This is a genomic window from Sphingomonas paucimobilis NBRC 13935 (assembly GCF_000739895.2).
GTDB classification, from domain to species: domain Bacteria; phylum Pseudomonadota; class Alphaproteobacteria; order Sphingomonadales; family Sphingomonadaceae; genus Sphingomonas; species Sphingomonas paucimobilis.
Map to the genome: position 1 here is coordinate 72375 of NZ_BBJS01000007.1, position 26145 is coordinate 98519.

At 66.6% G+C, this 26145-nt stretch carries 25 protein-coding genes; 23 read left to right on the forward strand and 2 right to left on the reverse strand.

The annotated features are described in order from the left end of the window. Positions 1-59: 59 nt before the first annotated feature. From SP6_RS01825 to SP6_RS01895, 15 genes are all read left to right on the forward strand, one after another. On the forward strand, positions 60-1439 hold the full coding sequence (locus SP6_RS01825) for a UDP-N-acetylmuramoyl-tripeptide--D-alanyl-D-alanine ligase (protein WP_007405423.1): 1380 nt from the start codon (positions 60-62) through the stop codon (positions 1437-1439). After that, entirely contained in the window at positions 1439-2509 is a 1071-nt protein-coding gene (gene mraY / locus SP6_RS01830) for a phospho-N-acetylmuramoyl-pentapeptide-transferase (RefSeq protein ID WP_007405417.1), read from the forward strand. Before SP6_RS01825 ends, mraY begins: the two co-directional genes overlap by 1 nt. Beyond that, positions 2506-3795, forward strand: a complete 1290-nt coding sequence (murD, locus tag SP6_RS01835; protein ID WP_007405458.1) for a UDP-N-acetylmuramoyl-L-alanine--D-glutamate ligase — start codon at positions 2506-2508, stop codon at positions 3793-3795. Before mraY ends, murD begins: the two co-directional genes overlap by 4 nt. Further along, positions 3792-5024, forward strand: a complete 1233-nt coding sequence (locus SP6_RS01840) for a peptidoglycan glycosyltransferase FtsW (protein ID WP_007405419.1) — start codon at positions 3792-3794, stop codon at positions 5022-5024. Before murD ends, SP6_RS01840 begins: the two co-directional genes overlap by 4 nt. Further along, entirely contained in the window at positions 5021-6172 is a 1152-nt protein-coding gene (murG, locus tag SP6_RS01845) for an undecaprenyldiphospho-muramoylpentapeptide beta-N-acetylglucosaminyltransferase (protein ID WP_037568892.1), read from the forward strand. The genes SP6_RS01840 and murG overlap by 4 nt, the downstream gene beginning before the upstream one ends. Continuing rightward, on the forward strand, positions 6169-7584 hold the full coding sequence (gene murC / locus SP6_RS01850; protein ID WP_007405377.1) for a UDP-N-acetylmuramate--L-alanine ligase: 1416 nt from the start codon (positions 6169-6171) through the stop codon (positions 7582-7584). The genes murG and murC overlap by 4 nt, the downstream gene beginning before the upstream one ends. After that, positions 7581-8468 carry a UDP-N-acetylmuramate dehydrogenase gene (gene murB / locus SP6_RS01855; protein ID WP_007405407.1) on the forward strand — a complete coding sequence of 296 codons (888 nt, stop codon included), beginning with the start codon at positions 7581-7583 and terminating at the stop codon, positions 8466-8468. Before murC ends, murB begins: the two co-directional genes overlap by 4 nt. Next, positions 8435-9409 (forward strand): D-alanine--D-alanine ligase, encoded by a 975-nt coding sequence (locus SP6_RS01860; RefSeq protein WP_170170983.1) that lies wholly within the window; start codon positions 8435-8437, stop codon positions 9407-9409. The genes murB and SP6_RS01860 overlap by 34 nt, the downstream gene beginning before the upstream one ends. Beyond that, a complete protein-coding gene (locus SP6_RS01865; protein WP_007405436.1) occupies positions 9406-10359 on the forward strand; it encodes a cell division protein FtsQ/DivIB in 954 nt (317 codons plus the stop codon). Before SP6_RS01860 ends, SP6_RS01865 begins: the two co-directional genes overlap by 4 nt. Before the next feature lie 7 nt (positions 10360-10366). Continuing rightward, on the forward strand, positions 10367-11626 hold the full coding sequence (ftsA, locus tag SP6_RS01870) for a cell division protein FtsA (protein WP_007405388.1): 1260 nt from the start codon (positions 10367-10369) through the stop codon (positions 11624-11626). Positions 11627-11745: 119 nt separating this feature from the next. Next, positions 11746-13278, forward strand: coding sequence for a cell division protein FtsZ (ftsZ, locus tag SP6_RS01875; RefSeq protein ID WP_007405461.1), 1533 nt, complete (start codon positions 11746-11748; stop codon positions 13276-13278). Between the two features lie 378 nt (positions 13279-13656). Next, entirely contained in the window at positions 13657-13854 is a 198-nt protein-coding gene (locus tag SP6_RS01880; RefSeq protein ID WP_126053099.1) for a hypothetical protein, read from the forward strand. 153 nt (positions 13855-14007) lie between these two features. After that, entirely contained in the window at positions 14008-16074 is a 2067-nt protein-coding gene (locus SP6_RS01885) for a tetratricopeptide repeat protein (RefSeq protein ID WP_007405448.1), read from the forward strand. Positions 16075-16078: 4 nt separating this feature from the next. Further along, positions 16079-17245 carry a deoxyguanosinetriphosphate triphosphohydrolase gene (locus SP6_RS01890; protein ID WP_007405441.1) on the forward strand — a complete coding sequence of 389 codons (1167 nt, stop codon included), beginning with the start codon at positions 16079-16081 and terminating at the stop codon, positions 17243-17245. A 101-nt stretch (positions 17246-17346) separates the two neighbouring features. Beyond that, complete coding sequence (locus tag SP6_RS01895) at positions 17347-18198, forward strand: hypothetical protein (protein WP_007405472.1); 852 nt, start codon at positions 17347-17349, stop codon at positions 18196-18198. Between the two features lie 77 nt (positions 18199-18275). On the opposite strand, the gene SP6_RS01900 is transcribed toward SP6_RS01895, so the two are convergent. Then, positions 18276-18572, reverse strand: a complete 297-nt coding sequence (locus tag SP6_RS01900; protein WP_037568897.1) for a hypothetical protein — start codon at positions 18570-18572, stop codon at positions 18276-18278. A gap of 228 nt (positions 18573-18800) precedes the next feature. On the opposite strand from SP6_RS01900, the gene argS reads away from it, so the two are divergent. From argS to nagZ, 3 genes are read left to right on the forward strand one after another with little or no spacing between them, the layout of a single operon-like run. Further along, entirely contained in the window at positions 18801-20525 is a 1725-nt protein-coding gene (argS, locus tag SP6_RS01905; protein WP_042468366.1) for an arginine--tRNA ligase, read from the forward strand. Next, positions 20525-21268, forward strand: a complete 744-nt coding sequence (locus tag SP6_RS01910; protein ID WP_037568899.1) for an SPOR domain-containing protein — start codon at positions 20525-20527, stop codon at positions 21266-21268. Before argS ends, SP6_RS01910 begins: the two co-directional genes overlap by 1 nt. Positions 21269-21314: 46 nt before the next feature. Beyond that, a complete protein-coding gene (nagZ, locus tag SP6_RS01915) occupies positions 21315-22319 on the forward strand; it encodes a beta-N-acetylhexosaminidase (RefSeq protein WP_007405471.1) in 1005 nt (334 codons plus the stop codon). A 226-nt stretch (positions 22320-22545) separates the two neighbouring features. On the opposite strand, the gene SP6_RS01920 is transcribed toward nagZ, so the two are convergent. Next, complete coding sequence (locus tag SP6_RS01920) at positions 22546-22932, reverse strand: hypothetical protein (RefSeq protein WP_007405353.1); 387 nt, start codon at positions 22930-22932, stop codon at positions 22546-22548. Positions 22933-23135: 203 nt separating this feature from the next. Between SP6_RS01920 and SP6_RS01925 the strand changes: the two genes are divergently transcribed. The 5 genes from SP6_RS01925 (at position 23136) to tatC (ending at position 26095) form a co-directional block, all read left to right on the forward strand. After that, entirely contained in the window at positions 23136-23858 is a 723-nt protein-coding gene (locus tag SP6_RS01925) for a segregation and condensation protein A (protein ID WP_007405402.1), read from the forward strand. Further along, positions 23855-24451, forward strand: a complete 597-nt coding sequence (gene scpB, locus SP6_RS01930; protein ID WP_007405394.1) for an SMC-Scp complex subunit ScpB — start codon at positions 23855-23857, stop codon at positions 24449-24451. The genes SP6_RS01925 and scpB overlap by 4 nt, the downstream gene beginning before the upstream one ends. Before the next feature lie 140 nt (positions 24452-24591). Next, positions 24592-24828: a Sec-independent protein translocase subunit TatA gene (locus SP6_RS01935; protein WP_007405493.1), complete on the forward strand. Its 237-nt coding sequence runs from the start codon at positions 24592-24594 to the stop codon at positions 24826-24828. Between the two features lie 29 nt (positions 24829-24857). Beyond that, positions 24858-25310 carry a Sec-independent protein translocase protein TatB gene (tatB, locus tag SP6_RS01940; RefSeq protein ID WP_007405389.1) on the forward strand — a complete coding sequence of 151 codons (453 nt, stop codon included), beginning with the start codon at positions 24858-24860 and terminating at the stop codon, positions 25308-25310. Next, positions 25307-26095: a twin-arginine translocase subunit TatC gene (gene tatC / locus SP6_RS01945; protein WP_007405376.1), complete on the forward strand. Its 789-nt coding sequence runs from the start codon at positions 25307-25309 to the stop codon at positions 26093-26095. The genes tatB and tatC overlap by 4 nt, the downstream gene beginning before the upstream one ends. Positions 26096-26145 lie beyond the last annotated feature (50 nt).

A 26145-nucleotide genomic window follows, 5' to 3' on the forward strand; every position in this document is an offset into this window, starting at 1 on the left:
ACCGAGCGGCCCCGGCGCAAATTGTCGCTGCATTACGGTGCGCCACATGGAGAAAAGCCGTGACCCTGTGGACCGCCGACGAGATCGCCACCGCGACCGGGGGACAGGCGTCAGGCGCATTCGCAGTGTCGGGCGTCGCGTTCGACAGTCGCGAAGTCGGACCCGGCGACCTGTTCGTCGCGATGCTGGGCGAGGCGACCGATGGTCATCGCTTCCTCGACCAGGCCTTTGCGCAAGGGGCTGCGGGCGCTTTGGTCAGCGCCGATACGCCGCACCCTCATGTAAAGGTCGCCGACAGCTTCCGCGCGCTGGAAGATTTGGGCCGTGCGTCGCGGGCGCGGACGCAGGCGACGATCATCGGCGTCACCGGATCGGTCGGCAAGACCAGCGCCAAGGAGGCGCTCTACGCAGCGCTCGAACGCGGCTGGCACGGACGCGTGCACCGTTCGGTCAAGAGCTACAACAACCATACCGGCGTGCCCCTGAGCTTGGCGCGGATGCCGCGTGACGTTCGCGCGGGCGTGTTCGAGATGGGGATGAACCATGCGGGCGAACTGTCCGCACTGACCGCGATGGTGCGCCCGCACATCGCGATCGTCACCGCCATCGCGCCCGCCCATACCGAATTCTTCCCCGACGAATCCGCCATCGCCGACGCCAAGGGCGAAATCTTCCAGGGGCTAGAGCCCGGCGGCACCGCGATCATCCCCTATGACAGCCCGCATCGCGATAGGTTGATCGCGGCGGCCAAGCCCTATGCCGCGCGGATCGTGACCTTCGGCTTCGATCCCGCCGCCGATGTCCATGCGATGGAGGCGATGCGCGGCCCCAATGGCGGCAGCTTCGTGACCGCGCGGCTGGGCGATCGCGAGTTGAATTTCACCTTGTCGCAGCCGGGGCAGCATTGGGTGTCCAATGCGCTGGCCGTGTTGGCGGCGGTCGATGCGGCGGGTGGCGATCTAGGGCTGGCCGGTCTGGCGCTCGCCGAACTGGGCGGGTTGGCCGGGCGTGGCGCACGCTTTCGGGCCGCCAATGGCGCACTGATCATCGACGAAAGCTACAATGCCAACCCCGCTTCGATGCGCGCCACGCTGGCGGTGCTGGCCGAGGAGCCGGGGCGGCATGTCGCCGTGCTGGGCGAGATGCGCGAACTGGGCGACGACTCGGCCGACTATCACGCCGGTCTCGCCGAACCGATCCTTGCCGCCCACGTCGAAAAGGTGCTGCTGGTCGGCGAATCGATGGCGCCGCTGGCCGCCGCGCTTGAGGGGCGGGTCGATTTCGTTCATGTGACCGACGCAAAGGCCGCGCAAGCCGCGCTGGCCTCGATCATCGCGCCCAATGACGTGGTGCTGATCAAGGGGTCCAACGGGGTCGGGCTGGCGCGTGTCGTCGCCGGTCTGGGCCAGGAATCTCGACGGGGCGGGGCGCAAGGATAATGTTGTACTGGATCGCGGAGCATCTCGGATTTCCGGGCCTACTCAACCTCATCCGCTATCTGTCCTTCCGCTCGGGCGCGGCGATCGCGACCGCGCTGCTCATCGGCCTGATCATCGGGCCGCGCTTCATCGGCTGGCTGCGCGTCCGCCAGGGCAAGGGGCAGCCGATCCGCGCCGACGGGCCACAGACGCACCTCGCCAAGCGCGGCACGCCGACCATGGGCGGGCTGATGATCCTGACCAGCATGGCGCTGTCGATCCTGCTGTGGATGGACTTGAGCAATCCCTTCGTCTGGGCCTGTCTGTTCGTCACGCTGGGCTTCGGCGCTATCGGGTTCCTCGACGATTATGACAAGGTCCGCAAAGCCTCGACCGCCGGCGTATCGGGCCGGACGCGGTTGTTGCTGGAATTCCTGATCGCGGGGATCGCGGCGTGGATCATCATGGGGCAGAACGGCACGCCGCTCTATCTGCCCTTCACCACGCGCATGTATATCGATCTGGGCATCTTCTACCCCGTCTTCGCCGCCTTCACGATCGTGGCGTTCGGCAATGCGGTGAACCTGACCGACGGCCTCGACGGCCTCGCGACCATGCCGGTCATCATCGCCAGCGTGGCGTTCCTGGTCATCGTCTATCTGGTCGGCAACGTGAAGTTCGCCGACTATCTGGGCATCCCGCATGTCCCGCGTGCCGGTGAACTCGCCATCTTCTGCGGCGCGGTGATCGGCGCGGGGCTCGCCTTCCTTTGGTTCAACGCGCCCCCGGCGGCGGTGTTCATGGGCGATACGGGCAGCCTGGCATTGGGCGGCGCGCTCGGCACGATCGCGGTCGTCGCCCATCACGAGATCGTGCTGGGCATCATCGGCGGCCTGTTCGTGGTCGAGGCGCTGTCGGTGATCATCCAGGTCTTCTTCTACAAGCGGACCGGCAAGCGCGTGTTTCGCATGGCACCGATCCACCATCATTTCGAACAGCTCGGCTGGTCGGAGCCGACGGTGGTGATCCGCTTCTGGATCATCGCCTTGGTGCTGATGCTGGCGGGCCTGTCGACGTTGAAGCTGCGATGATCGTCGCAAGCGACTGGGCGGGCAAGACTTTCGCGGTGCTGGGGCTGGCGCGCTCCGGCGCCGCGACCGTTTCGGCGTTGTTCGCGGGCGGGGGGAGGGTGGTGGCTTGGGACTCGGAACCGGCCAAGCGGGAGGCCTTCGCCGCGCATGACGGGCTGAGCATCGCGCCGCTCGATGATATGTCGGGCTTCGACGCACTGGTCGTGTCGCCGGGCGTGCCGCTCAACACCCACCCGCTGGCCGCAGCCGCGCGCGCGGCGGGGGTGCCGGTGATCGGCGACATCGAACTCTTCGCTCAGGCGCGCAAAAACCTGCCGCCGCACAAGGTCGTCGGCATCACCGGCACCAACGGCAAGTCGACCACCACCGCGCTCGTCCACCACATTCTGAAGACGGCGGGCGTCCCGACGCTGATGGGCGGCAATATCGGCCTGCCGATCCTGGGGCAGGCGCCGCTGCCCGAGGGCGGGGTCTATGTGCTGGAACTGTCCAGCTATCAGATCGACCTGACGCAGAGCCTCGATTGCGACGTGGCGGTATTGCTCAACATCACGCCGGATCATCTCGATCGCTATGACGGCTTTGCGGGCTATGCCGCCTCCAAGGCACGGCTGTTCGCGATGCAGACGGCGGGCCATGTCGCGGTGGTTGGCACTGGCGACGAAGCGTCGGCGAATATCGCGCAAGGGCTGGCGGGACGCACCGACGACCTCGTGACGATCGCGCCGGACACGGTAATCGACCAGCGCCGCTGGCCAGCGCTGCATGGGCCGCACAACGCCCAGAACGCGCAAGCCGCGATTGCGGTGACGCGGGCGCTAGGGATCGACGAGGCCGCGATCGAGGCCGGCCTTGCCAGCTATGCCAGCCTGCCGCACAGGATGCAGCATGTCGCGACCCGGAACGGCGTGGCGTTCGTCAATGATTCCAAGGCGACCAATCCCGAATCCACCGCCCCCGCGCTGGCCGCCTTTCCGCGAGTCCACTGGATCGTCGGCGGCAAGCGCAAGGGCGACGACCTCGACGCCTGCGCCGCGCATCTGGATCATGTCGTCGCGGCCTATACGATCGGCGAGGCGGCGCCGCTGTTCTTCGATCTGTTGAAGGACAAGGTGCCGGTGGTCGAGCAATCGGGCACGCTGGAGGCGGCGGTCGTCCATGCGGCGGCGGCGGCGCGGCCGGGTGATACGGTGCTGCTGTCCCCAGCTTGCGCCAGCTTCGACCAGTTTCGCGATTATGAAGCGCGGGGTGATGCCTTTCGCGCGGCGGTGGAGGCCCTGGCATGAAGGATCGCGCGCCAAAGACGACCGCGCGCCCCGGCCTGATCGGATCGATCAAGGGACGCGGCGGGCGCGGTGACCGTTCCCCGCTGGGCACCTGGTTCTGGGATATCGACCGGGTGCTGCTGCTGCTCACCCTGTTCCTGATCGCGATCGGCCTGATCGCGGTCGCTGCCGCAAGCCCCGCGACCGCGATGCGCTATTCGGGCGAGCATCGGAAGTTCGCGCCGCTCTATTATTTCTGGCGACAGGTGATGTGGGTCGGCGTCTCGCTGCCCGTGCTGTTCGGCGTGTCGATGCTGCCGGTCGTCACTGCAAGGCGCATGGCGGTGCTGGGCACCGGCATCCTGATCGCGATCCTGGCGGTCACGCCCTTTATCGGCGTCGAGATCAACGGCGCGCGGCGCTGGATCGGCTTTGGCATCGCGCAGTTCCAGCCGTCCGAGTTCCTCAAGCCGATGTTCATCGTGACGACCGCCTGGCTGTTGTCGCTGAAGGCCAAGGAGCGCGATCTGCCCGCGACGCTGATCACCATGGGCATGACCGGACTGGTCGCCGGGCTGCTGATGCTGCAACCCGATTTCGGACAGACGATCGTTTTTTGCCTGGTCTGGATCGCGCTGCTGATGATTTCGGGCACGCCGATGCGCGTGATGCTGGCAATCGGATCGCTGGCGCCGATCGGGCTGGTCATGGCCTATATGTTCTATGGCGTGGCGCGCAATCGCATCAACGCGTTCCTGTTCCCCGATGTCGATGGCGAGGGCGCGGCCGACCATTTCCAGGTGAACGCCGCGCACAACACGCTGACCGCCGGGGGCTGGACCGGCACGGGCCCCGGCGGCGGTGCGGCCAAGTTCGGTCTGCCCGAGGCGCATACCGATTATATCTATTCGGTGATCGGCGAGGAGTTCGGACTGATCGCCTGCGCCATCATCGCGCTCGTCTTCCTGGCGATCGTGGTACGGGTCTTCGTGAAGCTGCTTGACGAACAGGATGAGTTCAAGCTCTACGCCGCCTCCGGGCTGGCGGTGCAGTTCGGCGCGCAGGCGCTGATCTCGATGGCGGTGAATACGGGGCTGGCCCCGTCCAAGGGGATGACCCTGCCGTTCATCAGCTATGGCGGCTCGTCGATGATCGCGCTGTCGATCGGGATGGGGTTGTTGCTGGCGTTCACGCGGCGCAATCCGTTCCTGACGCGCAGCCCCTATGTAGTCAGGTGGAGCGGGCAATGAGCCGTCACTTCGTCCTCGCCGCCGGGGGAACCGGTGGTCACATGGTTCCTGCTGCGGCTCTCGCGGCCGAGCTGACTCGGCGCGGTCATCGCGTGGCGCTGGTGTCGGACGCGCGCGGCGTGCGCTTTCCGGGGCTGTTCGAGGATATCCAGACGCATGTCCTGCCCGCCGGGCGCTTTGCGGGCGGGCCGGTCGGCTGGGCCAAGGCGCTGCGCGAGATGTGGCGTGGCCGGGCGATGGCGCGTGAGTTGTATAGCACCTTCCGCCCGGCGGCGGTGATCGGCTTTGGCGGCTATCCGGCGATGCCCGCGCTGCTGGCGGCCTTCGCGGAAGGCATTCCGACCGCGATCCACGAGCAGAATGCGGTGCTGGGTCGGGTCAACCGGCTGGTCGCGGGCAAGGTCGATGCGATCGCCTTGTCCTATGAGGACACCCAGCGGTTGAGCACCAAGCATGCGGCCAAGACGCGGCTGGTCGGCAACCCGGTGCGCGATCAGGTGCTGGCACTGCGGTCGCGTCCCTATCCGCTGCTGGAGGAGGACGGCATCTTCCGGGTCCTCGTAACCGGGGGCAGCCAGGGGGCGAGCATCCTTAGCCAAGTCGTGCCCGATGGGCTCGCCATGCTGCCGGTCACCTTCCGCCGGCGGTTGCAGGTTACGCATCAGGCGCGGATCGAGGATATCGATGCAGTGCGCGCCAAATACGCCGAGCATGAAATTCCGGCCGAGCTCGCCACCTATCTGCCCGACCTGCCCGAGCAACTCGCCTGGGCGCATCTGGTGATCGCGCGGGCCGGGGCCTCGACGCTGGCCGAGCTGACGGTCGCGGGGCGCCCCGCGATCCTGGTGCCGCTGCCGAGTGCGACCGACGATCACCAGACAGTCAACGCACGTGAGATGACCAAGGCGGGCGGTGCGCGCACCATAGCGCAGGGGGATTTCACGCCGGTCGAACTGGCCAAGCAGATGCAGAAGCTGGGCCTCGACCCGGCAGCGCTGGAGAATGCGGCGGGACGCGCACGCGCCTGCGGACGGCCGGAAGCGGCGAGCGACCTCGCCGATCTGGTCGAAAGCCTCGACGCACCGCGCATGGTCTTGCCGGTGGGCAAATCACAAGGAACACGGAATTTGGCGGGAGCAGGCGCATGAAGGGCGTCGCCACGGATATCGGCACGATCCACTTCGTCGGCATCGGCGGCATTGGCATGTCGGGCATTGCCGAGGTGATGAAGAATCTCGGCTACCGCGTGCAGGGTTCCGACGTGGCCGAGGGCTATGTCGTGCAGGGCCTGCGCGAGAAGGGCATCGCGGTCGCGATCGGCCACGGTGCCGACAATCTGGGCGATGCGGCCGTCGTCGTGACCTCGACCGCGATCACCCGCTCGAACCCCGAAGTCGAAGCCGCGCTCGAACGTCGCATCCCCGTGGTGCGCCGCGCCGAGATGCTGGCCGAGCTGATGCGGCTGAAGTCCACCGTCGCGGTGGCGGGCACGCATGGCAAGACCACGACGACCTCGATGGTCGCGGCGCTGCTCGATGCCGGGGGCGTGGACCCGACCGTCATCAATGGCGGCATTATCAATAGCTATGGCTCGAACGCGCGTCTGGGCGCCTCCGATTGGATGGTGGTCGAGGCGGACGAGAGCGACGGCAGCTTCCTGCGCCTGGACGGCACGATCGCGGTCGTCACCAATATCGACCCCGAGCATCTCGACCATTATGGCTCGTTCGACCGGGTGAAGGATGCGTTCGTCGAGTTCGTCGAGAACGTCCCCTTCTACGGCGCGGCGCTGCTCTGCCTCGATCACCCGGAGGTGCAGAACATCCTGCCGCGCGTCCGGGACCGCCGCGTCGTGACCTATGGCTTCTCGGCGCAGGCGGACGTGCGCGGCGTCAACGTCACGCCGATTCCCGGCGGCAATCGGTTCGAGGCGATCATCCGCCACCGTGACGGCTCCAGCCGTTCGATCGAGGGCATCGAGCTGCCCATGCCCGGCCGTCACAATGTCCAGAACGCGCTGGCCGCGATCGGCGTGGCGCTGGAGCTGGGCATCGACGACGCGACGATCCAGCAGGGCTTCGGCCAGTTCGGCGGCGTGAAGCGCCGCTTCACCAAGGTCGGCGAGATCGCGGTGGACGGCGGCGTCGCGACCGTCATCGACGATTACGGCCATCACCCGGTCGAGATCCGCGCGGTGCTGGCCGCCGCCCGCGAAGGCGCGCGCGGTCGTGTGATCGCGGTGGTGCAGCCGCACCGCTTCACCCGGCTCGGCAATCTGATGGAGGAGTTCCAGACCGCCTTCAACGATGCCGACCGCGTGCTGGTGACGCCGGTTTATGCGGCGGGCGAGCAGCCGATCGAGGGCGTGGACGCCTCCGCGCTGGTCGAGGGGCTGAAGCGGCGCGGGCATCGTTCGACTGCGACGGTGGCGGATGCTGATGCACTGGCCGAGGACTTGTCGGGCTCGATCCGCGCGGATGACATGATCGTCTGCCTGGGCGCGGGCGACATCACCAAATGGGCGGCGGGTCTGGCGGACGCCATCGAGGCGCGCCGATGAACCTACCCGACACCGCTGGCCGACTGACCCCGGCAGCGCCGCTGGCGCCGCTCGTGTGGTTCAAGGCGGGCGGACCGGCCGAATATCTGCTCGAGCCCAAGGACGTCGATGACCTGTCGGCGTTCCTGAAGGCGCTCGGGGGCGAGGTACCGGTCATGGCGCTGGGTCTCGGCTCCAACCTGATCGTGCGCGACGGCGGGGTGCCGGGCGTGGTGGTGCGGCTGGGCAAGCCGTTCAGCTATGCGCGAGCCGGGGAAGAGCACCTTATCACCTGCGGCGGTGGGACTTCGGGCATTCTCGTTTCGTCCAATGCGCGCGATGCGGGGATCGGCGGGCTGGAGTTCCTGCGCTCGATCCCCGGCACGGTCGGCGGCTTCGTGCGGATGAACGGCGGGGCCTATGGCCGTGAGGTGGCCGATGTGCTCGTCTCCGCCACGGTGGTGCGGCGCGACGGCACGGTCGAGACGCTGGGCGTCGCGGACCTCGAATACACCTATCGCCACTCCAACCTGACCGATGGTACCGTGGTGGTCGAGGCGACCTTCCAAGGCCAGGCTGCTGAACCCGAGATCATCCAGGCCGAGATGGACCGAATCGCCGCCGCCCGCGAAGCATCGCAGCCGCTGCGTTCCAAGACCGGCGGCTCGACCTTCAAGAACCCAGAGGGCCACAAGGCCTGGGCGCTGGTCGATGCGGCGGGGTGCCGGGGGCTGACGCTGGGCGATGCGCAGGTGTCGGAGAAGCATTGCAACTTCCTACTCAACCTCGGCAACGCCACGGCGGCGGAGATCGAGGCGCTGGGCGAGGAGGTCCGGGCCAAGGTGAAAGCCCAATCGGGCGTCACGCTCGAATGGGAAATACAACGAGTGGGAATCGCGAAGTGACCAATCCTATCCATATCGCGGTTCTGATGGGCGGTTGGTCGGCGGAGCGGCCAGTGTCGCTGATGTCCGGCGCGGGCGTCGCCGATGCGCTGGAGCGGGCCGGCCACCGCGTCACCCGGATCGACATGGGCCGCGACGTCGCGGCCAGGCTGGTCGAAGCCCAGCCCGATCTCGTCTTCAATGCGCTGCACGGCTCTCCCGGCGAAGACGGCACGGTGCAGGGCATGCTCGATCTGATGGGCATAGCATACACCCATTCGGGCCTCGCCACCTCGGTCATCGCGATCGACAAGGTGCTGACCAAGCAGGCGCTCGTGCCGCACGGTATCCCCATGCCGGGTGGCCGTATCGTCAAGTCGGAGGAGCTGTTCGCCGGTGATCCGCTGCCGCGCCCCTATGTGCTGAAGCCGGTCAATGAGGGGTCGTCGGTCGGCGTCGCGATCGTCACCGACACCAGCAACCACGGCAATCCGATCGCGCGGGATGTCGCGGGTCCTTGGGCCGAATTCGAGGAACTGCTCGCCGAACCCTATATCCGGGGTCGCGAGCTGACGACCGCCGTGCTCGGCAACCGCGCGCTGGGCGTGACCGAACTCAAGCCCAAGAACGGCTGGTATGATTTCGACGCCAAATATACCGACGGCCTGACCGAGCATGTCTGCCCGGCGCAGATTCCCGACGAGATCGCCGAGGCGTGCAAGTCGCTGGCGCTCGAGGCACACCGCATCCTGGGCTGTCGCGGTGCCTCGCGCTCCGACTTCCGCTGGGATGACGAGCGCGGTGTCGACGGCCTGTTCCTGCTGGAGGTCAACACCCAGCCGGGTATGACCCCGCTCAGCCTGGTTCCCGAACAGGGCCGCCATGTCGGCATGGATTACGACACGCTGGTCCAGGCGATCGTCGATGAGGCGATCGCCTGGTACAAGGATCAGGCGGGATGAGCCGGACGATCAAGCGCGGCCCCCCGCCGCGCCGCCCGGCGCCGCGCCGCCGCCAGCCGGTCAAGCGCGTCACGCTGACCGAGCGGCTGCTGGCCAAGGTTCCGGTCAGCGAAGAGACGGTCAAGAAAGCGGTCACCTGGACCATCTTGGGCGGCGCTGGCGCGGCGGCGCTGGCGGTCGCGACCTATGTCGGCGTACCCGGCATGATCGGCACAGCGATCGCCGAGCAGGCGGGCCATGCCGGTTTCAAGGTTCAGCAGATCGAGGTGACCGGCCTGAAGCGCATGGACCGGATGACCGTCTATGCCGTCGCGCTCGACCAGCAGAGCCGGGCGATGCCGCTGGTCAATCTGGAGGACGTCCGTGCCAAGCTGCTGCGTTACGGCTGGATCAAGGATGCGCATGTCTCCAGGCGGCTGCCCGATACTCTGCTCGTCGATATCGAGGAGCGGAACCCGGCGGCGGTGTGGCAGGACAATGGCCAGCTGACCCTGATCGATGCGGGCGGGGTACTCTTGGAACCGGTACGGGCGGAGGCGATGCCCGACCTGCCGCTGATCATCGGGCCTGGTGCCAATTTGCAGGAACCCGCCTATCAGGCGCTGCTGTCCGCCGCGCCGGCGCTGAAGCCGCGGGTAAAGGCGGCGACGTGGATCGGCAATCGCCGCTGGGACCTGACCTTCGACAGCGGCGAGACGCTGGCCTTGCCCGAGGACGGGGCGGGGGCGGCGTTGATGAAGTTTGCGGCGATGGACGGCTCGCGGCCGTTGCTCGGGCGCGGCTGGTTGCGCTTTGATATGCGCGACCCGACGAAGCTGGTTGCGCGCAAGCCCGGTTTGAATCAGAATCACGCACTGGCCGATCCGGCCAAGGCCGGGGGCACGGCCGGCGAAACCGCACCGGGTAATGGTGCGGACGAAACGACGGCCGAAGGGGCATCACAGGGGTAGCAAGGTCATGGCAAAGATTGCACCCGAGGGGCTGATCACCGCGCTGGACATCGGCTCGTCCAAGGTCTCCGCGCTGATCGCGCGCAAGGGCGATGGCGGCGAACTGATCGTGCTGGGCACCGGCCAGCGCGAAAGCCGGGGCGTCAAGCGCGGCTATATCGCCGATATGGGCGCGACCGAGGCGGCGGTGCGCGAGGCGGTCGAACAGGCCGAACGGATCGCCGGCATCAATATCGAGAATGTCTGGGTCGGCTTTTCGGCCGGTGGCCTGGTGTCCGACGTGGCCGAGGTCGAATTCGAACTGGGCGGGCACCGGGTGGAACAGGGCGATATCGACGCGCTGCTGGCGGCCGGGCGCAACTCGATCGATCCGCAGGGACGGATGGTGCTGCACGCGCAGCCCGCGCTTTACACGCTCGACGGGCTGACGGGGGTGAAGAAGCCGCTAGGGCTCCATGCCGACCGATTGGGCGTGCATATCCATGTCGTCGCCGCTGACGGATCGCCGGTGCGCAATCTCGACCTATGTGTCCGTTCGGCGCATCTGGAGGTGAAGTCGATCATCGCCGCGCCGGTGGCGACGGGTCTCGCCTGCCTATCCGACGAAGAGCGTGAGCTCGGCGTCGCGCTGGTCGAGATGGGGGCGGGGATCACCAATGTCTCGCTGTTTGCGGGCGGAATGCTGGTCGGGCTGTGCTCGCTGCCGATGGGCGCGGCCGATATTACCGATGACGTTGCCTCGGCCTTCGGCACGCGGCGGCAGATGGCCGAGCGGATGAAGTGCTTCCACGGCTCGGCCAATGCGAGCCCGCGCGACAATCACGACATGATCCAGGTGACGCCCATTTCCGCCGAGGATGGTGGCGACACGATGCAGATCACCAAGGCGCAGCTGATCGGCGTGATCCGTCAGCGGCTGGAGCATCAGATGGGCGAAATCCGCAAGGCGCTCCAGCAGTTGAAGTTCGAGGGGCCGGTCGGGCGTCAGGTCGTGCTGACCGGCGGCGGCGCGGAATTGAAGGGCATCGCCGATTATGCGCAGCAGGCGCTGGGTCGCTCGGTCCGGATCGGGCGACCGCGCGGGCTGACCGGTCTGCCCGATGCGCATGGCGGCCCGGCTTTCGCGACGCTCGCCGGTCTGGCTTTCTATGCCGCGACCGACCCGATCGACCTGCGCAGCATCGCGCCGACGAACCAGACGGTCCACCGGCCGAGCGGCATGGGGCTGTTCCGGCGGCTGATTCAGGCGGCGAAGGCGAATTATTAAGCAAATCTGCCCGAGACTAGGCAGTTTTGGGTTGGCACCGGGCCGGTCGCTGGTGCACTAACAGTTATTCAGGGGCCCGGTCTTAGCGTATCGATCGGGAACGGCGGAGTAAAATTGGGATGAGCATCGAATTCATCGCACCCGAGGTCGACGAACTGACGCCGCGCATTGCGGTGATCGGTGTCGGCGGTGCCGGCGGCAACGCGATCGCGAACATGATGCGCGCCGAGGTACAGGGCGTGGATTTCCTCGTCGCCAATACCGACGCGCAGGCATTGAAGCAGTCGATCGCGCCGCAGCGTATCCAACTGGGTGCCAAGATCACACAGGGTCTGGGTGCGGGCAGCCGCCCGGAAATCGGCCGTGCGGCGGCCGAGGAGACGATCGAGGATCTGTCGAAGCTGCTCGAGGGCAGCCATATGTGCTTCATCGCCGCCGGCATGGGCGGCGGTACCGGCACGGGTGCGGCGCCCGTCATCGCCAAGGCGGCGCGTGACATGGGCATCCTGACGGTCGGCGTCGTGACCAAGCCCTTCGCCTTCGAGGGCAATCGTCGCGCCAAGTCGGCCGATGGCGGCATCGAGGAACTGCAGAAGTACGTCGATACGCTGATCGTCATCCCCAATCAGAATCTGTTCCTGATCGCCAACGCCAACACCACCTTCAAGGAAGCGTTCGCGATGGCGGACGAGGTGCTGCAGCAGGGCGTGCGCGGCATCACCGACCTGATGGTCATGCCGGGCCTCATCAACCTCGACTTCGCCGACGTCCGTTCGGTGATGCAGGAGATGGGCAAGGCGATGATGGGCACCGGTGAAGCCACCGGCGACAATCGCGCGATCGAGGCGGCGCAGAAGGCCATCGCTAACCCGCTGCTCGACGGTGTGTCGATGCAGGGGGCCAAGGGCGTCATCATCTCGATCACGGGCGGCGACGATATGCGCCTGCTCGAGGTGGACGAGGCGGCGAATCACATTCGCGAGCTGGTCGATCCCGAAGCCAACATCATCTGGGGTTCGGCGTTCAATCCCGAACTCGAAGGCCGCATCCGCGTGTCGGTGGTCGCCACCGGCATCGACGCCGATGTGAAGCCGGGTGCCGCCGCGCCGGTCGAGGCGCAGCGCAGCAGCTTCAGCATGGGCGGCATGGCGCGCAAGACCGACGATACGCCGAGCTATCGCCCGAGCGAACCAGCGGCGCCCGCGACGCAGGCCGCTGCTCCGACGCCGGCCCCCGCATCGGCTCCGCAGCCGGCCGCGCCGTCGCCGAGCGTGACCCCGGCCGCTTCGGTCGTGACGCCGCCGGCCCCGGTGGCGGCCCCCGCCGCGCCGCAGCCGGCCCAGGAGGATGAGCTGGTTCTGGGTGCCGACACGATCGTCCCCAACGCGCCGCCCCAGCCCCAGGCTTCGGCACCTGCCGCTCCCGCCGAACCGGCCCCCGGTTCGGAAGAGGCGCGCCGCCGCTGGCTGGCCCCGGGCAGTGAAGCCGGCGATGTCCCGGCTCAGCCGGCCCCGCGCGTGAAGCTGGGCGGTACGTTGTTCGAGCGTATGTCGAATGCGGCGCGCGGTGCGCAGCGCGACGATAATGCGCAGGGTACCAGCGACTCGTCGCTCGACATCCCGCGTTTCCTGCACCGCCAGAACAACCAGTAATCCTGGTCCGTCAGCGCCGCTGGCGGGAATGTCACAAAAGGGCCTGCCCGAGCGATCGGGTGGGCCTTTTTGATTTTGGCGGTAAATCGAGATTCAACCTTTCCTTCCGGAAAGGGGGGCGCTGCTGGTCAAAATCGGCTTTTTTAGTGATCCTCCCCTGGCATCGCGCCTCGAGTGGTCCCTGCGGGGAATAAGCCTCCAAGGGCAATCCGACGAATATCGAGCGACCTTGGGAAAGCTTGGGCTGTCCCGCTTGCCTGCCGTCACTATCGACCGCTACTCTGCCTGATGGCTTCGCTCTGGCGGGAATTTGTCGATTTTGTCGACTCGCAGATCAGCGTGGACGATCATCGATTCTGGTCGACGGATTTGCGGTCCTTGGCTGCTTGGGCTCTGTTACCCTTTGTCACGCTCCTGTTTTTGGTCGATCGGCCATCGACGCTGGCGGACCTCGCTGGGCTGGCCGGGTTTCTGCTGGAAGCGGGGTGGATCTGGTTCGTCTTCAAACGTCGTGCGATCAAGAAGCGCCACTGGACCGAACCGACCCGCTATTCCGACCAGAATGAAGGCTATTGAAGACGAGTGGCCGGCAGTTTGTGACGACGGGCTGCCATCCCGCGCCGGCCATGATGCCACACCTGTTGGTCGACCGTTCAGAGCGACCGGGCGCGCCGGTGTGCGATGCCCATTGCCCGGTGGCGCGAAACGCGCTTTATGGGACATAGTCCCATGACGCCGACTTTCCTTTCCCGCGCTTCGCTGGCGCTCGCCCTGATGCTGGCGACCGCTCCGTCCCCGCTTCTGGCCCAGGAGGTGGTTCAGCCGCTTCCCGGCACAACCGATGCCGATCGCCTGGGGGATGTGATGCGGCGCGTGGCGCAGAACCCGCGCGACGTGAACGCCCTGATCGAAGCCGCGCAACTGTCGATCCATCTCGACGATCTGTCGGGTGCGGCCTCGCTGCTCGCCCGCGCCGAAAAGGTCGATGTCCGCGATCCGCGGATCAAGGCGGGGATGGCGTCGATCCTGGTCCGCTCCGAACGGCCCGGCGAGGCCCTGCGTTACTTCGCGCAGGCCGAGGCAGCGGGACTGCCAGCGGCACAGTTCGCGGCGGATCGGGGCCTGGCCTATGATCTGGTCGGCGACCAGCCCCGGGCGCAGCGCGATTACCGGCTGGCCTTGGCCAAGGATCCGAGCGACGAGCTCATCCGTCGCTATGCCCTGTCGCTCGGTATTTCGGGGCAGCGCGAACAGGCGCTCGAACAGCTAGACCCCCTGCTGCGCAAGGCCGATCGGGCGGCCTGGCGCGCGCGCGCCTTCATTCTGGCGATGGGCGGCGATCTGCCCGAAGCGACACGGATCGCCAGCACGATGATGCCGCCGCAACTGGCGCAGGGGCTGCAACCTTTCTTCCAGCGACTGCCGACCTTGCCCGCCGTCGATCGCGCCTTTGCGGTGCATTTCGGTGAGACGCGTGCCACGCCCGAGCGTCTGGCGGATGCGCGACTGGCACCGGTGTTGCCGGCCCTGGCCCCGACCGCGCCGGTCGCGCTGGCGTCGTCCACCCCGGTGGCGGCGCCTGTCGCGTCACGCGGTGACACCCGGCGCAACGGCCGCAACGCGAACCGCAACAATCGTGGCACGGCCCTCGCTGCGGCCGTTCCGGGCCCGGCCCGTACCGCACCCGTACGCACCGAAACCCCCGCGCCGGTGCAGATGGCCTCGGCCAATCCGGTCCGTCCGGCAACCGAACAACGGGCTACCCCGGCCGCCGCCCCGATGCAGATGGTGCAGCCACTGCCCGGCTTCACCTCGTCCCTGCCGACGGCCACCTCATCGGCGCCGGCGACCGCCGTCGCGTCCGCCGAGCCTGCCCGGCCGATGATCCAGCCACTTCCGGCCGCGAACCCGCCAGCGCAGGTGGCGCAAGTTCAGCCGCTGCCGTCCGCCACGCCGCCGGCCCAGGTTGCGCAGGCTGCGCCCGCTTCGCCGACCCTGGCCAACCCGCCCGTTCAAGTGGCGCCGGTCACGCCGACACCCGCTCCCGTCGCGACCGCAATGATCCAGCCGCTGCCCCCGCGAACCGAAGAACCAACACCGACGCCCAAGCCGCCGGTCTCGACGGCGCGTCGCCCTTCGTTGGCGGCCGCGCGCGCGGTGCGGGAGGATTCGGTGCTGGCCCGGATCGTCGCCAATCTGTCGATCCCCGCCTCCGAACTGGGCGTCGAGGGGCCCGAGCGCCCGACCGTGGTCGCCGCCGCCACGCCGGTGAGCACTACCTCGCAGCGTGTGCTGGCCGAGGCGCGGGCCAAGGCCGAGCGCGACGAGGCGGCACGTGAAAAGGCCGCCGAAGTGGTCGAGCCGCCGGCGCGCGATCCCAAGGAAATCGCCGCCGAACGCAAGGCGAAGCTCGCCAAGGCCGCCGCCGACAAGAAGGCCCTTGCTGCGAAGAAGGCGGAGGCCGAGAAAAAGGCTTTGGCCGACAAGGAAGCCGCCGAAGAGAAGCGCAAGGCCCGCGCCAATCCCGCGCGCATCTGGGTCCAGGTCGCGGGCGGCGCGAACGAGTCGGATCTGCCCAAGGCGTGGACCGCCGCCAAGGCCAAGGCGCCCGAGCTGTTCGCCGGTCATCAGGGGTACAAGACGCCGTTGCGCGCCACCCACCGCGTGCTGACCGGTCCCTTCAAGACCGATGAGGAAGCGCGCGCCTTTGTCAACAAGCTGGCCAAGAAGGGTGTTTCGGCCTTCCCGGTCAACAGCGAGGCGGGGCAGGCGGTCACGCGGCTCGACGCGAAATAAGCAGATGACCCTTTTTGCCCCCTGGGCATCCTTCCCCGACGAAAGCCGGGGCCGCCGCCATGACGAGACCAAGGGCCTCGAGCGGGGCCCGCGCGACGCGTTTCAGCGCGATCGCGACCGCATCATCCATTCGATCAGCTTTCGCCGGCTGCGCCACAAGACCCAGGTCTTCATGGCCCCCGATGGCGACCATTTCCGCGTCCGCCTGACCCATAGCCTGGAGGTCGCGCAGATCGGCCGCACGATCGCGCGGACGCTGGGGCTGAACGAGGACCTGACCGAGGCGCTGTGCCTGGCGCACGACATCGGCCATCCGCCTTTCGGCCATGCGGGCGAGGATGCGCTGAAGGCTGCGCTCGACGAGCAGGGCGGGTTCGACCATAACGGCCACACACTGCGTACGCTGACCGAGATCGAGCGGCCTTATCCGCGCTGGGATGGGCTGAACCTGACCTGGGAGACGCTGGAGGGGCTGGCCAAGCATAACGGGCCGGTCCGCCATCCCGGCTGGGCGCTACGTGAGGCCGATGCGGGTTTTCCGCTCGATCTGGATAGCCATGCCTCGTTGGAGGCGCAGGTGGCCGCGCTGGCCGACGACATCGCCTATGACAATCACGATATCGACGATGGCCTGCGCGCCGGGCTGTTGACGCTCGACCAGTTGCTTGCGGTGCCGCTGGTCGCGCGCGGCTGGGACACGGCGCGCGCCAAGTTTCCCGATGTCGCGCCCAAAAGGCTGGCGAGCGAGCTGATCCGCTCGCAGATCGGCGTGATGGTCAACGACCTCGTCGCCGAGACCCGCGCCCGGATCACTGAAAGCGGGGTGGGCGACGTCACTGATGTGCGTGCCGCCGGCCGCGCGCTGGTCGGCTTTTCGGAAGCCATGCGGGTCGAGGAGCGCGATCTGAAGCGCTTCATGTACGCCAATCTCTACCACCACCCGCGCCAGCTGGCGGCGGCGGATGCGGCGCATGGCATCGTGAAGGGCCTGTTCGCGGCATACCGCGCCGACCCTGCGCAACTGCCCGAGGAATGGCGCGAACGCCTGCCCGAGGCCGAGCCCGAGCGCAGCCGCCATATCGCGGACTTCATCGCCGGGATGACCGATCGCTATGCGGTGCGGTGTTACCAGGACGTAGTAGGAGCGATCGATCTGCCCGAAGGGTTTTGATGGCTGCAGTTGTAAAAAGCCTATTGACCTGTTGGGTCTTCTGAAGCGCCGGTGGCCGAATATGGCAAATCGTGGCAAGCCACGGATAAGGGCAATGAATTATGCCGTTCGAGCCGTTTGGCTATCGCGTCGATCTATTGGCACCCTATTCTATGGCGGAGACTCAAGGGCGTATCAGGGCCGGCCTGAAGCCGTTATTCGAACCCCGGAACGGCGCGCGGGGTTGGGTGGTGGGGCCTCTGTTTTGCCTTTGGTTCTCGATGGTCAATCGATCTGGGCCGATGGTGTTCGGCATCATCTCGCAGGAAGGCGATCAAACGCGGCTGCGCGGCCGGGCTGGTTCCGACCTTAATGGCATCGCCTTTATAACACTGTGGGCGTTTATGGGCATCTCCGCTCTGCTGGGGGCGATCCGCAAGGAAGATACGGGTTTTGGCGATCCGCTGCTGCTTGCTGCGATCGTGTTTGGCGGTGTGCCTTTTTTATGGTGGATGGCCCATCGTGACCGCCGTCAGGCGGACCCGCTCGTGCGCTATTTGAGCGATGCTGTAGGTGGATCGGGGCAATCGCTTCGAGCGAAATCACGTGCGGTGACGGTCATGCCGGGTCTCGTCTTGTCTGTAGGCGATGAAAAGCTAAACCGCGCCGTGACGTCCGATCTGCTTCACGATCTGTTGATCGGCGTTGCCCCCGGGAGCTCGCTCAAAGTTGAGACCAAGACCAGTGGCTATCTTTATATCGTCTTTCGGGATGGCGACTATGCTATCGGAAAAGCCGAAGCCCCTGAGCATGGTCGCTTATACGCCGTGCATAAGGACACCGAAACGATTCAACGGGCGCTAAAGCACGACGTATTCACGTTCGAAGAGGCGCGGGAAATCCTGATGGCCTATGTATCGTCAGCACCTGACCCGGCCTTCTTGGAATGGAGTGCGGTCAAACCACGCTGGTGAACCGGCTCGGCGAAAGCCCTTACGGATTGGCCCACCCCAAATTGGGATGGGCCAATCCTTTGCAAACAAGGGGGGGATCAGCGAGCGCTGGTCTCGATGCCCGCGCCCAGCGCGCCCTTGGCTTCGTCGGTGCTGAACGATACCGGTGTGGTGCCGGTATAGCCGGTCACACGGTGGCCGCGCACGATGAAGCGGAACGGCTCGCCGCCGGGATAGCGGTGGCCCTCGATTACCGGATGGCCGCTCTCGACCGAGCGAGTGTAGACATAGGTCTGGCCTTCGTGAACGAAACGCTGCTCGCCTTCGGCCGCCACGGCGCCGATGGTCGGAATGGCGGCAACGGCCGCGGCCAGGATCAGAATGGTCTTGCGCATGATCGACACTCCCGCATGTGCGTTGAGCCGGATCAGGTCCTCTCGCGCGTTTTCCGCGCTTTAACTTTCGTATACCGAATATTGCAGCGCAGCATGGGCGGCAACTTCAAAGGCATTCCGCGTGATTGCACTTGCTGCAATCGTTCCGGCGGGGCGTACGCCATGATTTGAAGCGGGCGTCCGATTTCGCTAGAGCGCAACGCTTTGCTACCCCGATCGGACGATGTGATGACGCTTTACACCCGCTTTGCCGCGCATATCGATGCGGCGCTGGACACGCTGGTTGCCGCCGGCACGTTGCCCGGCGGGCTGGATCGCCGCAACGTCACGGTCGAGCCGCCGCGTGATGCGAGCCACGGCGACCTCGCCACCAACGCCGCGATGGTGCTGGCCAAGCCTGCGGGCACCAATCCGCGCGCACTGGCGGAGGCGATCGCGGTCGAGCTGGGCAAGCTGGACGAGGTGGAGAGCGTCTCGGTCGCGGGGCCGGGCTTCCTGAACATGCGGCTGACCAAGGCGGCATGGCGCGACGAACTGGCCGCGATCCCGCAGGCGGGCGGTGATTACGGCCGTTCGGCGCGCGGGGAGGGCGTGACGGTCAATATCGAATATGTCTCGGCCAATCCGACGGGGCCGATGCATATGGGCCATTGCCGGGGCGCCGTGGTGGGCGACGCGCTCGCCACGCTCTTGGAGTTTGCGGGCCACAAGGTCATCCGCGAATATTATGTCAATGATGCCGGCGGCCAGGTGGATGTCCTCGCCCGCTCGGCACACCTCCGCTACCGCGAGGCGCTCGGCGAGACGATCGAGATTCCGGAAGGCCTGTATCCGGGCGAATATCTGAAGCCGGTGGGCGAGGCGCTCGCTGCCGAGTTCGGTAACGCTTATGTCGACGCGCCCGAGAGCGAATGGCTGGTCCTGTTCCGCACCCGTGCGGTCGCGGCGATGATGGCGATGATCCGCGAAGACCTCGCGCTGCTCGGCATTCATCACGACCTGTTTTCCTCGGAAGCCGAGTTGCAGGCGGCAGGCAAGCCCGAGGCGGCCGAGGCGGAACTCCGTTCGCGCGGTCTGGTCTATGACGGCGTGCTGGAAGCGCCCAAGGGCGAGACGCCCGAGGATTGGGAGCCGGTCGAGCTGCCGCTGTTCCGCTCCAGCCAGTTCGGCGACGATCAGGATCGCCCGATCAAGAAGTCGAATGGCGCCTGGACCTATTTCGGCGCCGACCTCGCCTATCACTATCAGAAGGCGCAGACCGCCGATCAGCTGATCGACATCTGGGGTGCCGACCATGCGGGCACCGTCAAGCGGATCGTCGCGGCGGTTGAGGCGCTGACCGGCGGCAAGACCAAGTTCGACGTGAAGCTCGTCCAGATGGTCCGCCTGCTGCGCGGCGGCGAGCCGGTGAAGATGTCCAAGCGCGCGGGCAATTTCGTGACGCTGGCCGATGTGGTACGCGAAGTCGGCAAGGACGTGGTGCGCTTCACCATGCTGACCCGGCGGTCGGACGCGCAGATGGATTTCGACTTCGCCAAGGTGGTCGAGGCATCGAAGGACAATCCGGTCTTCTACGTGCAATACGCCCATGCCCGCATCGCCTCGCTCAAGCGCCGCGCGGCCGAGGCGGGCATCGAAGGGGGCGATGCCGATCTGTCGCTGCTCGATGCCGAGGATATCGCGCTGGTGAAGCTGGCCGCGCAATTCCCGCGCATCGTCGAGACGGCGGCGGTCGCGCGGGAGCCGCATCGTATCGCATTCTATCTCTATGATCTGGCGGCGGCCTTCCACGCGGCCTGGAATGTCGGCAATGATCGCCCCGATCGCCGCTTCCTGATCGCGGAGGACGCCGCCGTGACGCGCGCGCGTCTTTTCCTCAGCGAGGGGATCGGGCAAGTCATTCGTAACGGTCTGGCGCTAATGGGCGTTGAGGCTGTGTCGGAGATGAAGTGATGGCGGAAGAGATGGATCTGCGCGGATATGACCGGCCGGAGGAGGATCGGCTCCCCTGGTTGGAGACGGTCGAGCCCGACGAGCCCGAGGGCGTCGGCATCGGCAAGGTCGTGGCGCTGGTCATCATCGGGCTCGCCATCCTGGCTGCGATCGGCTTCGGCTTCTACAAATGGCAGGCGCATCGGGCCGCCAGTGACGGCGACGGTGCGCTGATCGCCGCGCCCGAGGGGGATTATAAGGTTCGTCCGTCCGATCCCGGCGGCCTGAAGGTCAAGGGCGAGGGCGATACCGCGATCGCCACCAGCGCGGGCAAGGCCGGTGGCACCGGGGCGATCGACCTGCGCGCGGTCCCTGAGGCGCCGATGAATGGCACCCGCGTCGTGCAGAAGCCGAGCGAGCCCAATGGCGGTCGCAACGCCGTGGCGCAGGTACCCGAATCGGGCGGCAAGCTCGTCGCGCCGGCACCGGTCACCGCCGCGCGGCCGGCTCCGACCACGTCGTCGGGCAGCGGCTCGATGGTGCAGCTCGGCGCCTATCCCAGCGAGGCTTCGGCCAATGCCGCCTGGGACCGCTTCTCGAAGCGCTTCTCCTATGTCGCGGCGCTGGGCAAGGTCGTGCAGCCGGTCGCCGCGAACGGCAAGACGCTGTATCGTCTGCGCGTGAACGCTGGCGGCGCCAACCAGGCCGCCGATATCTGTGGCCGCCTGCGCGTCGCCGGCGAAAGCTGCTTCGTCGCCAGTTGATCGATCATGCCCCTGGCCCATTTAGGGTCGGGGGCTGGAGCCTGTCATGATCCCCGTGATTTTCGGCCTGTCGGGCCCGGTGCTGACCCCCGATGAGCGGGCGTTGTTCGCCTCGGTCGAGCCGGCGGGCTATATTCTGTTCAAGCGTAATATCGTCGATCGCGCGCAGGTCCGTGCGCTTACCGACGATCTGCGGGCGTTGGCGGGGCGGGACGATCTGGCGATCCTGATCGACCAGGAGGGCGGCCGCGTCGCGCGGATGGGTCCGCCCGAATGGCTGGCCTTTCCCGCTGGTCCGGCCTTCGCCAAACTCTATGACATCGCGCCGATGTCGGCGATTCAGGCGATGCGTGCCAATGGCCAGGCGCTGGGCCTGATGCTGCGCGAAGTGGGCATCACCGTCGACTGCGCACCGCTGCTCGACGTCGCGCAAGCCGACACCACCGAGGCGATCGCCAGCCGGGCCTATGGCGCCGAGCCGATGCAGGTCGCGGCGCTCGGCCGGGCGATGCTGGAGGGGCTGGCGGCGGCCGGCATCGTCGGCGTGGTCAAGCATATGCCGGGGCATGGGCGCGCGCTGGTCGACTCGCATCACCTGTTGCCCACCGTCACCGCGAGCGAGGCGGAGCTGGCGGTCGACCTCGAACCCTTCCGCACGCTGGCTGCCGCACCGATGGGCATGACCAGCCATATCGTGTTCGAGGCCTGGGATGCCGATCGCCCCGCGACGCTGTCTCCGATCGTCATCGACCGGATCATCCGCCAGCGTATCGGGTTCGACGGGCTGTTGATGACCGACGATATCGACATGAAGGCGCTGAGCGGCACCGCCGGCGAAAAGGCGGCGGGGGCGCTGGCGGCGGGGTGCGACCTAGTCCTCGATTGCTGGGCCCGGATGGACGAGATGGTCGAGATCGCCGGCCGGGTGCCGTCGATCACTGAGGCGGCGCGTACTCGGCTCGATCGGGCCATGGCGAGTGTGGGGCCGGGCGAGGGGGACTTTGCCGAGCTGATCGCGCGGCGGGATGCCCTATTGTCCTTGGCCGGTTAGGCCCAAGAGGCCACCTGTCGGGCAGCCCGGCCTGCTTGCCTGTGTGGGGGATCGTGGCGAAAGCCCATCTTCCCTCACGTTCCACCCCGGCGAAGGCCGGGGTCCAGTTACAGCACCATTGGAATGACGTACCGACGCTTCCCTAACTAGATCCCGGCCTTCGCCGGGATGGTGTGAAAAATTTTGGGACGATCTCCTTGCAGGTGGGGAATGATCACCCTGTCGATCAGCGAGCCGCCGACGCCAGCCGATACAGGAATTGCCGCCGTGCATCGCTACCTTTGGGATAGCGTTTGAGTTCGCGATCCTGCCTGTCGGTCAGCGTGAATTTGGCATAGCCCCGCTCGGTCAGGCAGCGTTCGACATCGCCGACTTGAACGGCCTGAACCTCCTTCAATCGCTGATCGGGATTCATCATCAGCACGGAATCGCGCGTGCTGGTCATCGCCATGGGCGGTCCTCCAGCACCGTTCCACACCGGCATGTTGAGGCCATTGTCATAAGTCTGGAAACCGCGAATGAATTTTTTGGCGGGTTCGTCCTGCGAGACGTCGCGGAAATAACCGATCGTCGCGCATTCGACGGCATCGCGTCGATATTGTTCGAACGACACTTGAGGCTTGCCCCATGTCTCCGTGCGGGAAGGCTTTGCTTGGGCTGGAAGACTTGCCGCCGCGATCAGCAACATTCCGTAACGAATGAACATCCATCCTCTCCCGAGTCTGATCTATGAATGATAACCGATTTTTATTTTGATGGCGACCCGATCATAGGGCCCTCGCCAACCGGGGCGCGGCGGGATAAGGTGACCGCACGATGACGGGGGAACAGCTGACGCTCGATCTGGACGGGTGGGAAGGTCCGCTCGACCTGTTGCTGTCGCTGGCCCGTTCGCAAAAGGTTGATCTGCGCCAGATTTCGATCCTCGCGCTGGTCGAGCAATATCTGCGCTTCGTCGACCGGGCGGGGCGGATGCAGTTGGAGCTGGCGGCCGATTATCTCGTCATGGCGGCGTGGCTGGCCTATCTTAAATCCGCGCTGCTGCTCCCCCGCCAGCCCGAGGAGGAGCCCGATCCGGAAGAATTGGCGCTGCGGTTGCAACTCCGGCTCGAACGACTGGCGGCAATGCGCGAGGCGGGCGCACGGCTGATGGCGCGCGACCGATTGGGGCGCGATGTCTTCGCGCGGGGCGCGCCGGAAGGGTTGGCGGTGCAGCGCAAAGCGCTATGGCAGGCCGAACTCTACGACCTGATCTCCGCCTATGGCCGGATCAATGCCCGAACCCGGCCGGTGATGCATGTCGTCGCCGATCGGCAGGTGATGACGCTGGAGGCCGCGCTGGAGCGCGTGTCGATGCTGGTGGGGGCTCGTGTCGACTGGTCGGCGATCGAAACCTTCCTGCCCGAGGGCAGCGAGCGGCTGCGCCGATCGGCGCTGGCCTCGAGCTTCCTGGCGGTCCTCGAACTCGCACGCCAGGGCAAGGTGGAGTTGCGCCAGGCCGAACCCTTTGCGCCGCTGTTGATCCGTCAGCCGGCATGAGCGACCTCGACCCGACGGTGCGCGCCGTGGAAGCGGTGTTGTTCGCCTCGACCGAACCGATGGGCATCGATTCGATCCGCGCCTATGTCGCCGGGACCGACAATGCGGCCATTCGCGTCGCGCTGGAGACGCTGGAGGCGCAATATCGCGGCCGGGGTATCGCGCTGGTTCGCCGCGGCGATCGCTGGCATTTCCAGACCGCTCCCGATCTCGCCCACCTGCTTCGCCGCGATCGCGAAGAGGCACGTCGCCTGTCGCGCGCAGGCATCGAGACGCTGGCGATCATCGCCTATCACGAGCCCGTCAGCCGCGCCGAGATCGAGGCGATCCGCGGCGTCGCCATCTCCAAGGGTACGCTCGACGTATTGATGGAGGCGGGATGGGTGCGCCCCGCCGGCCGGCGCGAGGTGCCGGGGCGGCCGCTCATCTATGCGACGACGCCGGCCTTTCTGCAGCATTTCGGGCTGACCAGCCGCCGCGACCTGCCGGGGATCGAGGATCTGCGCGCCGCCGGGCTGCTCGATCCCGTCGATCTCGCGCTCGAAAGGTTGGAGGACGAAGCCGAGGCGATGGCCCCGCCGGATGGCGAATGAGCTTTCTTTTGCGTCACCGCTACGTCACAATGCGCAGGCACGGCTCCGCATCCCTGATCGGGGCTTGTCCCGCATCCCTCGACCATTGCCGCTGGCGATGCCAAGACCTAGATAGACCATAGATTTCCAGGAGACGTGCCATGGGCAGCTTTAGCCCGATCCACCTTCTTGTCCTTGCCATCGTTGCCATTCTTCTGCTCGGCGGCGGTCGTTTCTCGAACCTGATGGGCGACGTCGCCAAGGGTGTGAAGAATTTCAAGAAGGGCATGGCGGAGGAAGACGAAAAGCCGGCCAAGCCCTCGGCACGGATCGAGGCGCAGAAGTCGGCCGAGCCCGCCTTCGATCGTGACGGCGAGCGCGTGCGCGACGATCGTTGATCCGGTCCACCAGATAATACCGGATCTCCATGTTCAACATCGACTCGAGCGAGTTCCTGCTCGTCGCCATCGTGGCGCTGGTCGTCATTGGTCCCAAGGACCTGCCCAAGGCGATGCGGGTCGTCGGCTATTGGGTGGGCAAGGCGCGTGGCGTGTCCCGCCAGTTCCGCCAGGGCTTCGACAACATGGTGCGCGAGGCCGAGCTGGAGGAGATGGAAAAGCGCTGGGCGGCGGAGAATGAGCGGATCATGCGCGAGCATGCCGCCGATACGCCCCCGGCGGTGAGCGACGCGGTTCCCGCTACGTCCGTCGACCATGCACATCCGGCCATCCCGGCGCTGCCTGATCCTCATGCGGCGGGTGAAGCCGGCACGGACCATGGCGATCATAGCGACCGCCCGGTGATGGTGGAAAAGCCCGTCGTCGGCCCCGCGCCTGTCGAACCCCATGCGCCGCGCGCCAATGAAGGGGCGTCGTCGTGAGTGAACATGACGAGATCGACGCCAGCCGCGCGCCGTTGCTCGAGCATCTGATCGAGCTACGCCGCCGTCTGCTCTACTGCATCGTCGCGATCGGCATCGCCTTTGGCGTGTCGATGTATTTCTCGGAAGCAATCTTCGGCTTCCTCGCCAGGCCGCTGCTCGCGGCCGGGCAGGGCACCGTCATCTATACCGAGATTTTCGAGGCGTTTTTCGTTCAGGTGAAGGTCGCCTTCTTCGCCGCGATGATGATTGCCTTTCCGGTGATCGCCAACCAGCTGTGGCAGTTCGTCGCGCCGGGCCTGTACCGCAAGGAAAAGAAGGCGCTGCTACCTTTCCTCCTGGCGACGCCGGTGCTGTTCCTGATGGGCGCGGCAATGGCCTATTACATCGCCATCCCGATGGCGCTGCACTTCCTGCTGGGCTTTGACGGCATGGTCGGCGGCGTGAAGCGCGAGGCGCTGCCGGCGATCGGCAATTACCTGTCTTTCGTGATGCAGTTCCTGTTCGCTTTCGGCCTGGCCTTCTTGCTGCCGGTCTTGCTGATGCTGCTGGAGCGGGCCGGGATCGTGACCCGCAAGCAGCTCATCGGTGCGCGGCGCTATGCCATTGTCGCGGCGACGGCCATTGCGGCGGTGCTGACTCCGCCCGATCTGATGTCGCAGATCCTGCTCGCAGTGCCGCTGATCATCCTCTACGAACTGGCGATCATCGGCATCTGGTTCACCGAGCGCAGCCGGGCCAGGCAGAGCGATGCCGAAGAGACGGATGCCGACGCGGTCGCCTGATGCGGTCGAGATGGCGGATGAGGGGCCCCGGCGAAAGTCGGGGCCTTTTT

Excerpts from the sequence above, each read along its gene's own strand:
- SP6_RS01885 (WP_007405448.1), top strand. The coding sequence starts at position 14,008 with ATGACGCCGACTTTCCTTTCCCGCGCTTCGCTGGCGCTCGCCCTGATG.
- SP6_RS01900 (WP_037568897.1), bottom strand. The coding sequence starts at position 18,572 with ATGCGCAAGACCATTCTGATCCTGGCCGCGGCCGTTGCCGCCATTCCG.
- SP6_RS01910 (WP_037568899.1), top strand. The coding sequence starts at position 20,525 with ATGGCGGAAGAGATGGATCTGCGCGGATATGACCGGCCGGAGGAGGAT.
- scpB (WP_007405394.1), top strand. The coding sequence starts at position 23,855 with ATGAGCGACCTCGACCCGACGGTGCGCGCCGTGGAAGCGGTGTTGTTC.
- murB (WP_007405407.1), top strand. The coding sequence starts at position 7,581 with ATGAACCTACCCGACACCGCTGGCCGACTGACCCCGGCAGCGCCGCTG.
- ftsZ (WP_007405461.1), top strand. The coding sequence starts at position 11,746 with ATGAGCATCGAATTCATCGCACCCGAGGTCGACGAACTGACGCCGCGC.
- SP6_RS01895 (WP_007405472.1), top strand. The coding sequence starts at position 17,347 with ATGCCGTTCGAGCCGTTTGGCTATCGCGTCGATCTATTGGCACCCTAT.
- SP6_RS01840 (WP_007405419.1), top strand. The coding sequence starts at position 3,792 with ATGAAGGATCGCGCGCCAAAGACGACCGCGCGCCCCGGCCTGATCGGA.
- SP6_RS01935 (WP_007405493.1), top strand. The coding sequence starts at position 24,592 with ATGGGCAGCTTTAGCCCGATCCACCTTCTTGTCCTTGCCATCGTTGCC.
- argS (WP_042468366.1), top strand. The coding sequence starts at position 18,801 with ATGACGCTTTACACCCGCTTTGCCGCGCATATCGATGCGGCGCTGGAC.
- ftsA (WP_007405388.1), top strand. The coding sequence starts at position 10,367 with ATGGCAAAGATTGCACCCGAGGGGCTGATCACCGCGCTGGACATCGGC.
- SP6_RS01860 (WP_170170983.1), top strand. The coding sequence starts at position 8,435 with ATGGGAAATACAACGAGTGGGAATCGCGAAGTGACCAATCCTATCCAT.
- tatB (WP_007405389.1), top strand. The coding sequence starts at position 24,858 with ATGTTCAACATCGACTCGAGCGAGTTCCTGCTCGTCGCCATCGTGGCG.
- murG (WP_037568892.1), top strand. The coding sequence starts at position 5,021 with ATGAGCCGTCACTTCGTCCTCGCCGCCGGGGGAACCGGTGGTCACATG.
- murC (WP_007405377.1), top strand. The coding sequence starts at position 6,169 with ATGAAGGGCGTCGCCACGGATATCGGCACGATCCACTTCGTCGGCATC.
- SP6_RS01925 (WP_007405402.1), top strand. The coding sequence starts at position 23,136 with ATGACGGGGGAACAGCTGACGCTCGATCTGGACGGGTGGGAAGGTCCG.
- SP6_RS01890 (WP_007405441.1), top strand. The coding sequence starts at position 16,079 with ATGACCCTTTTTGCCCCCTGGGCATCCTTCCCCGACGAAAGCCGGGGC.
- nagZ (WP_007405471.1), top strand. The coding sequence starts at position 21,315 with ATGATCCCCGTGATTTTCGGCCTGTCGGGCCCGGTGCTGACCCCCGAT.
- mraY (WP_007405417.1), top strand. The coding sequence starts at position 1,439 with ATGTTGTACTGGATCGCGGAGCATCTCGGATTTCCGGGCCTACTCAAC.
- SP6_RS01865 (WP_007405436.1), top strand. The coding sequence starts at position 9,406 with ATGAGCCGGACGATCAAGCGCGGCCCCCCGCCGCGCCGCCCGGCGCCG.
- murD (WP_007405458.1), top strand. The coding sequence starts at position 2,506 with ATGATCGTCGCAAGCGACTGGGCGGGCAAGACTTTCGCGGTGCTGGGG.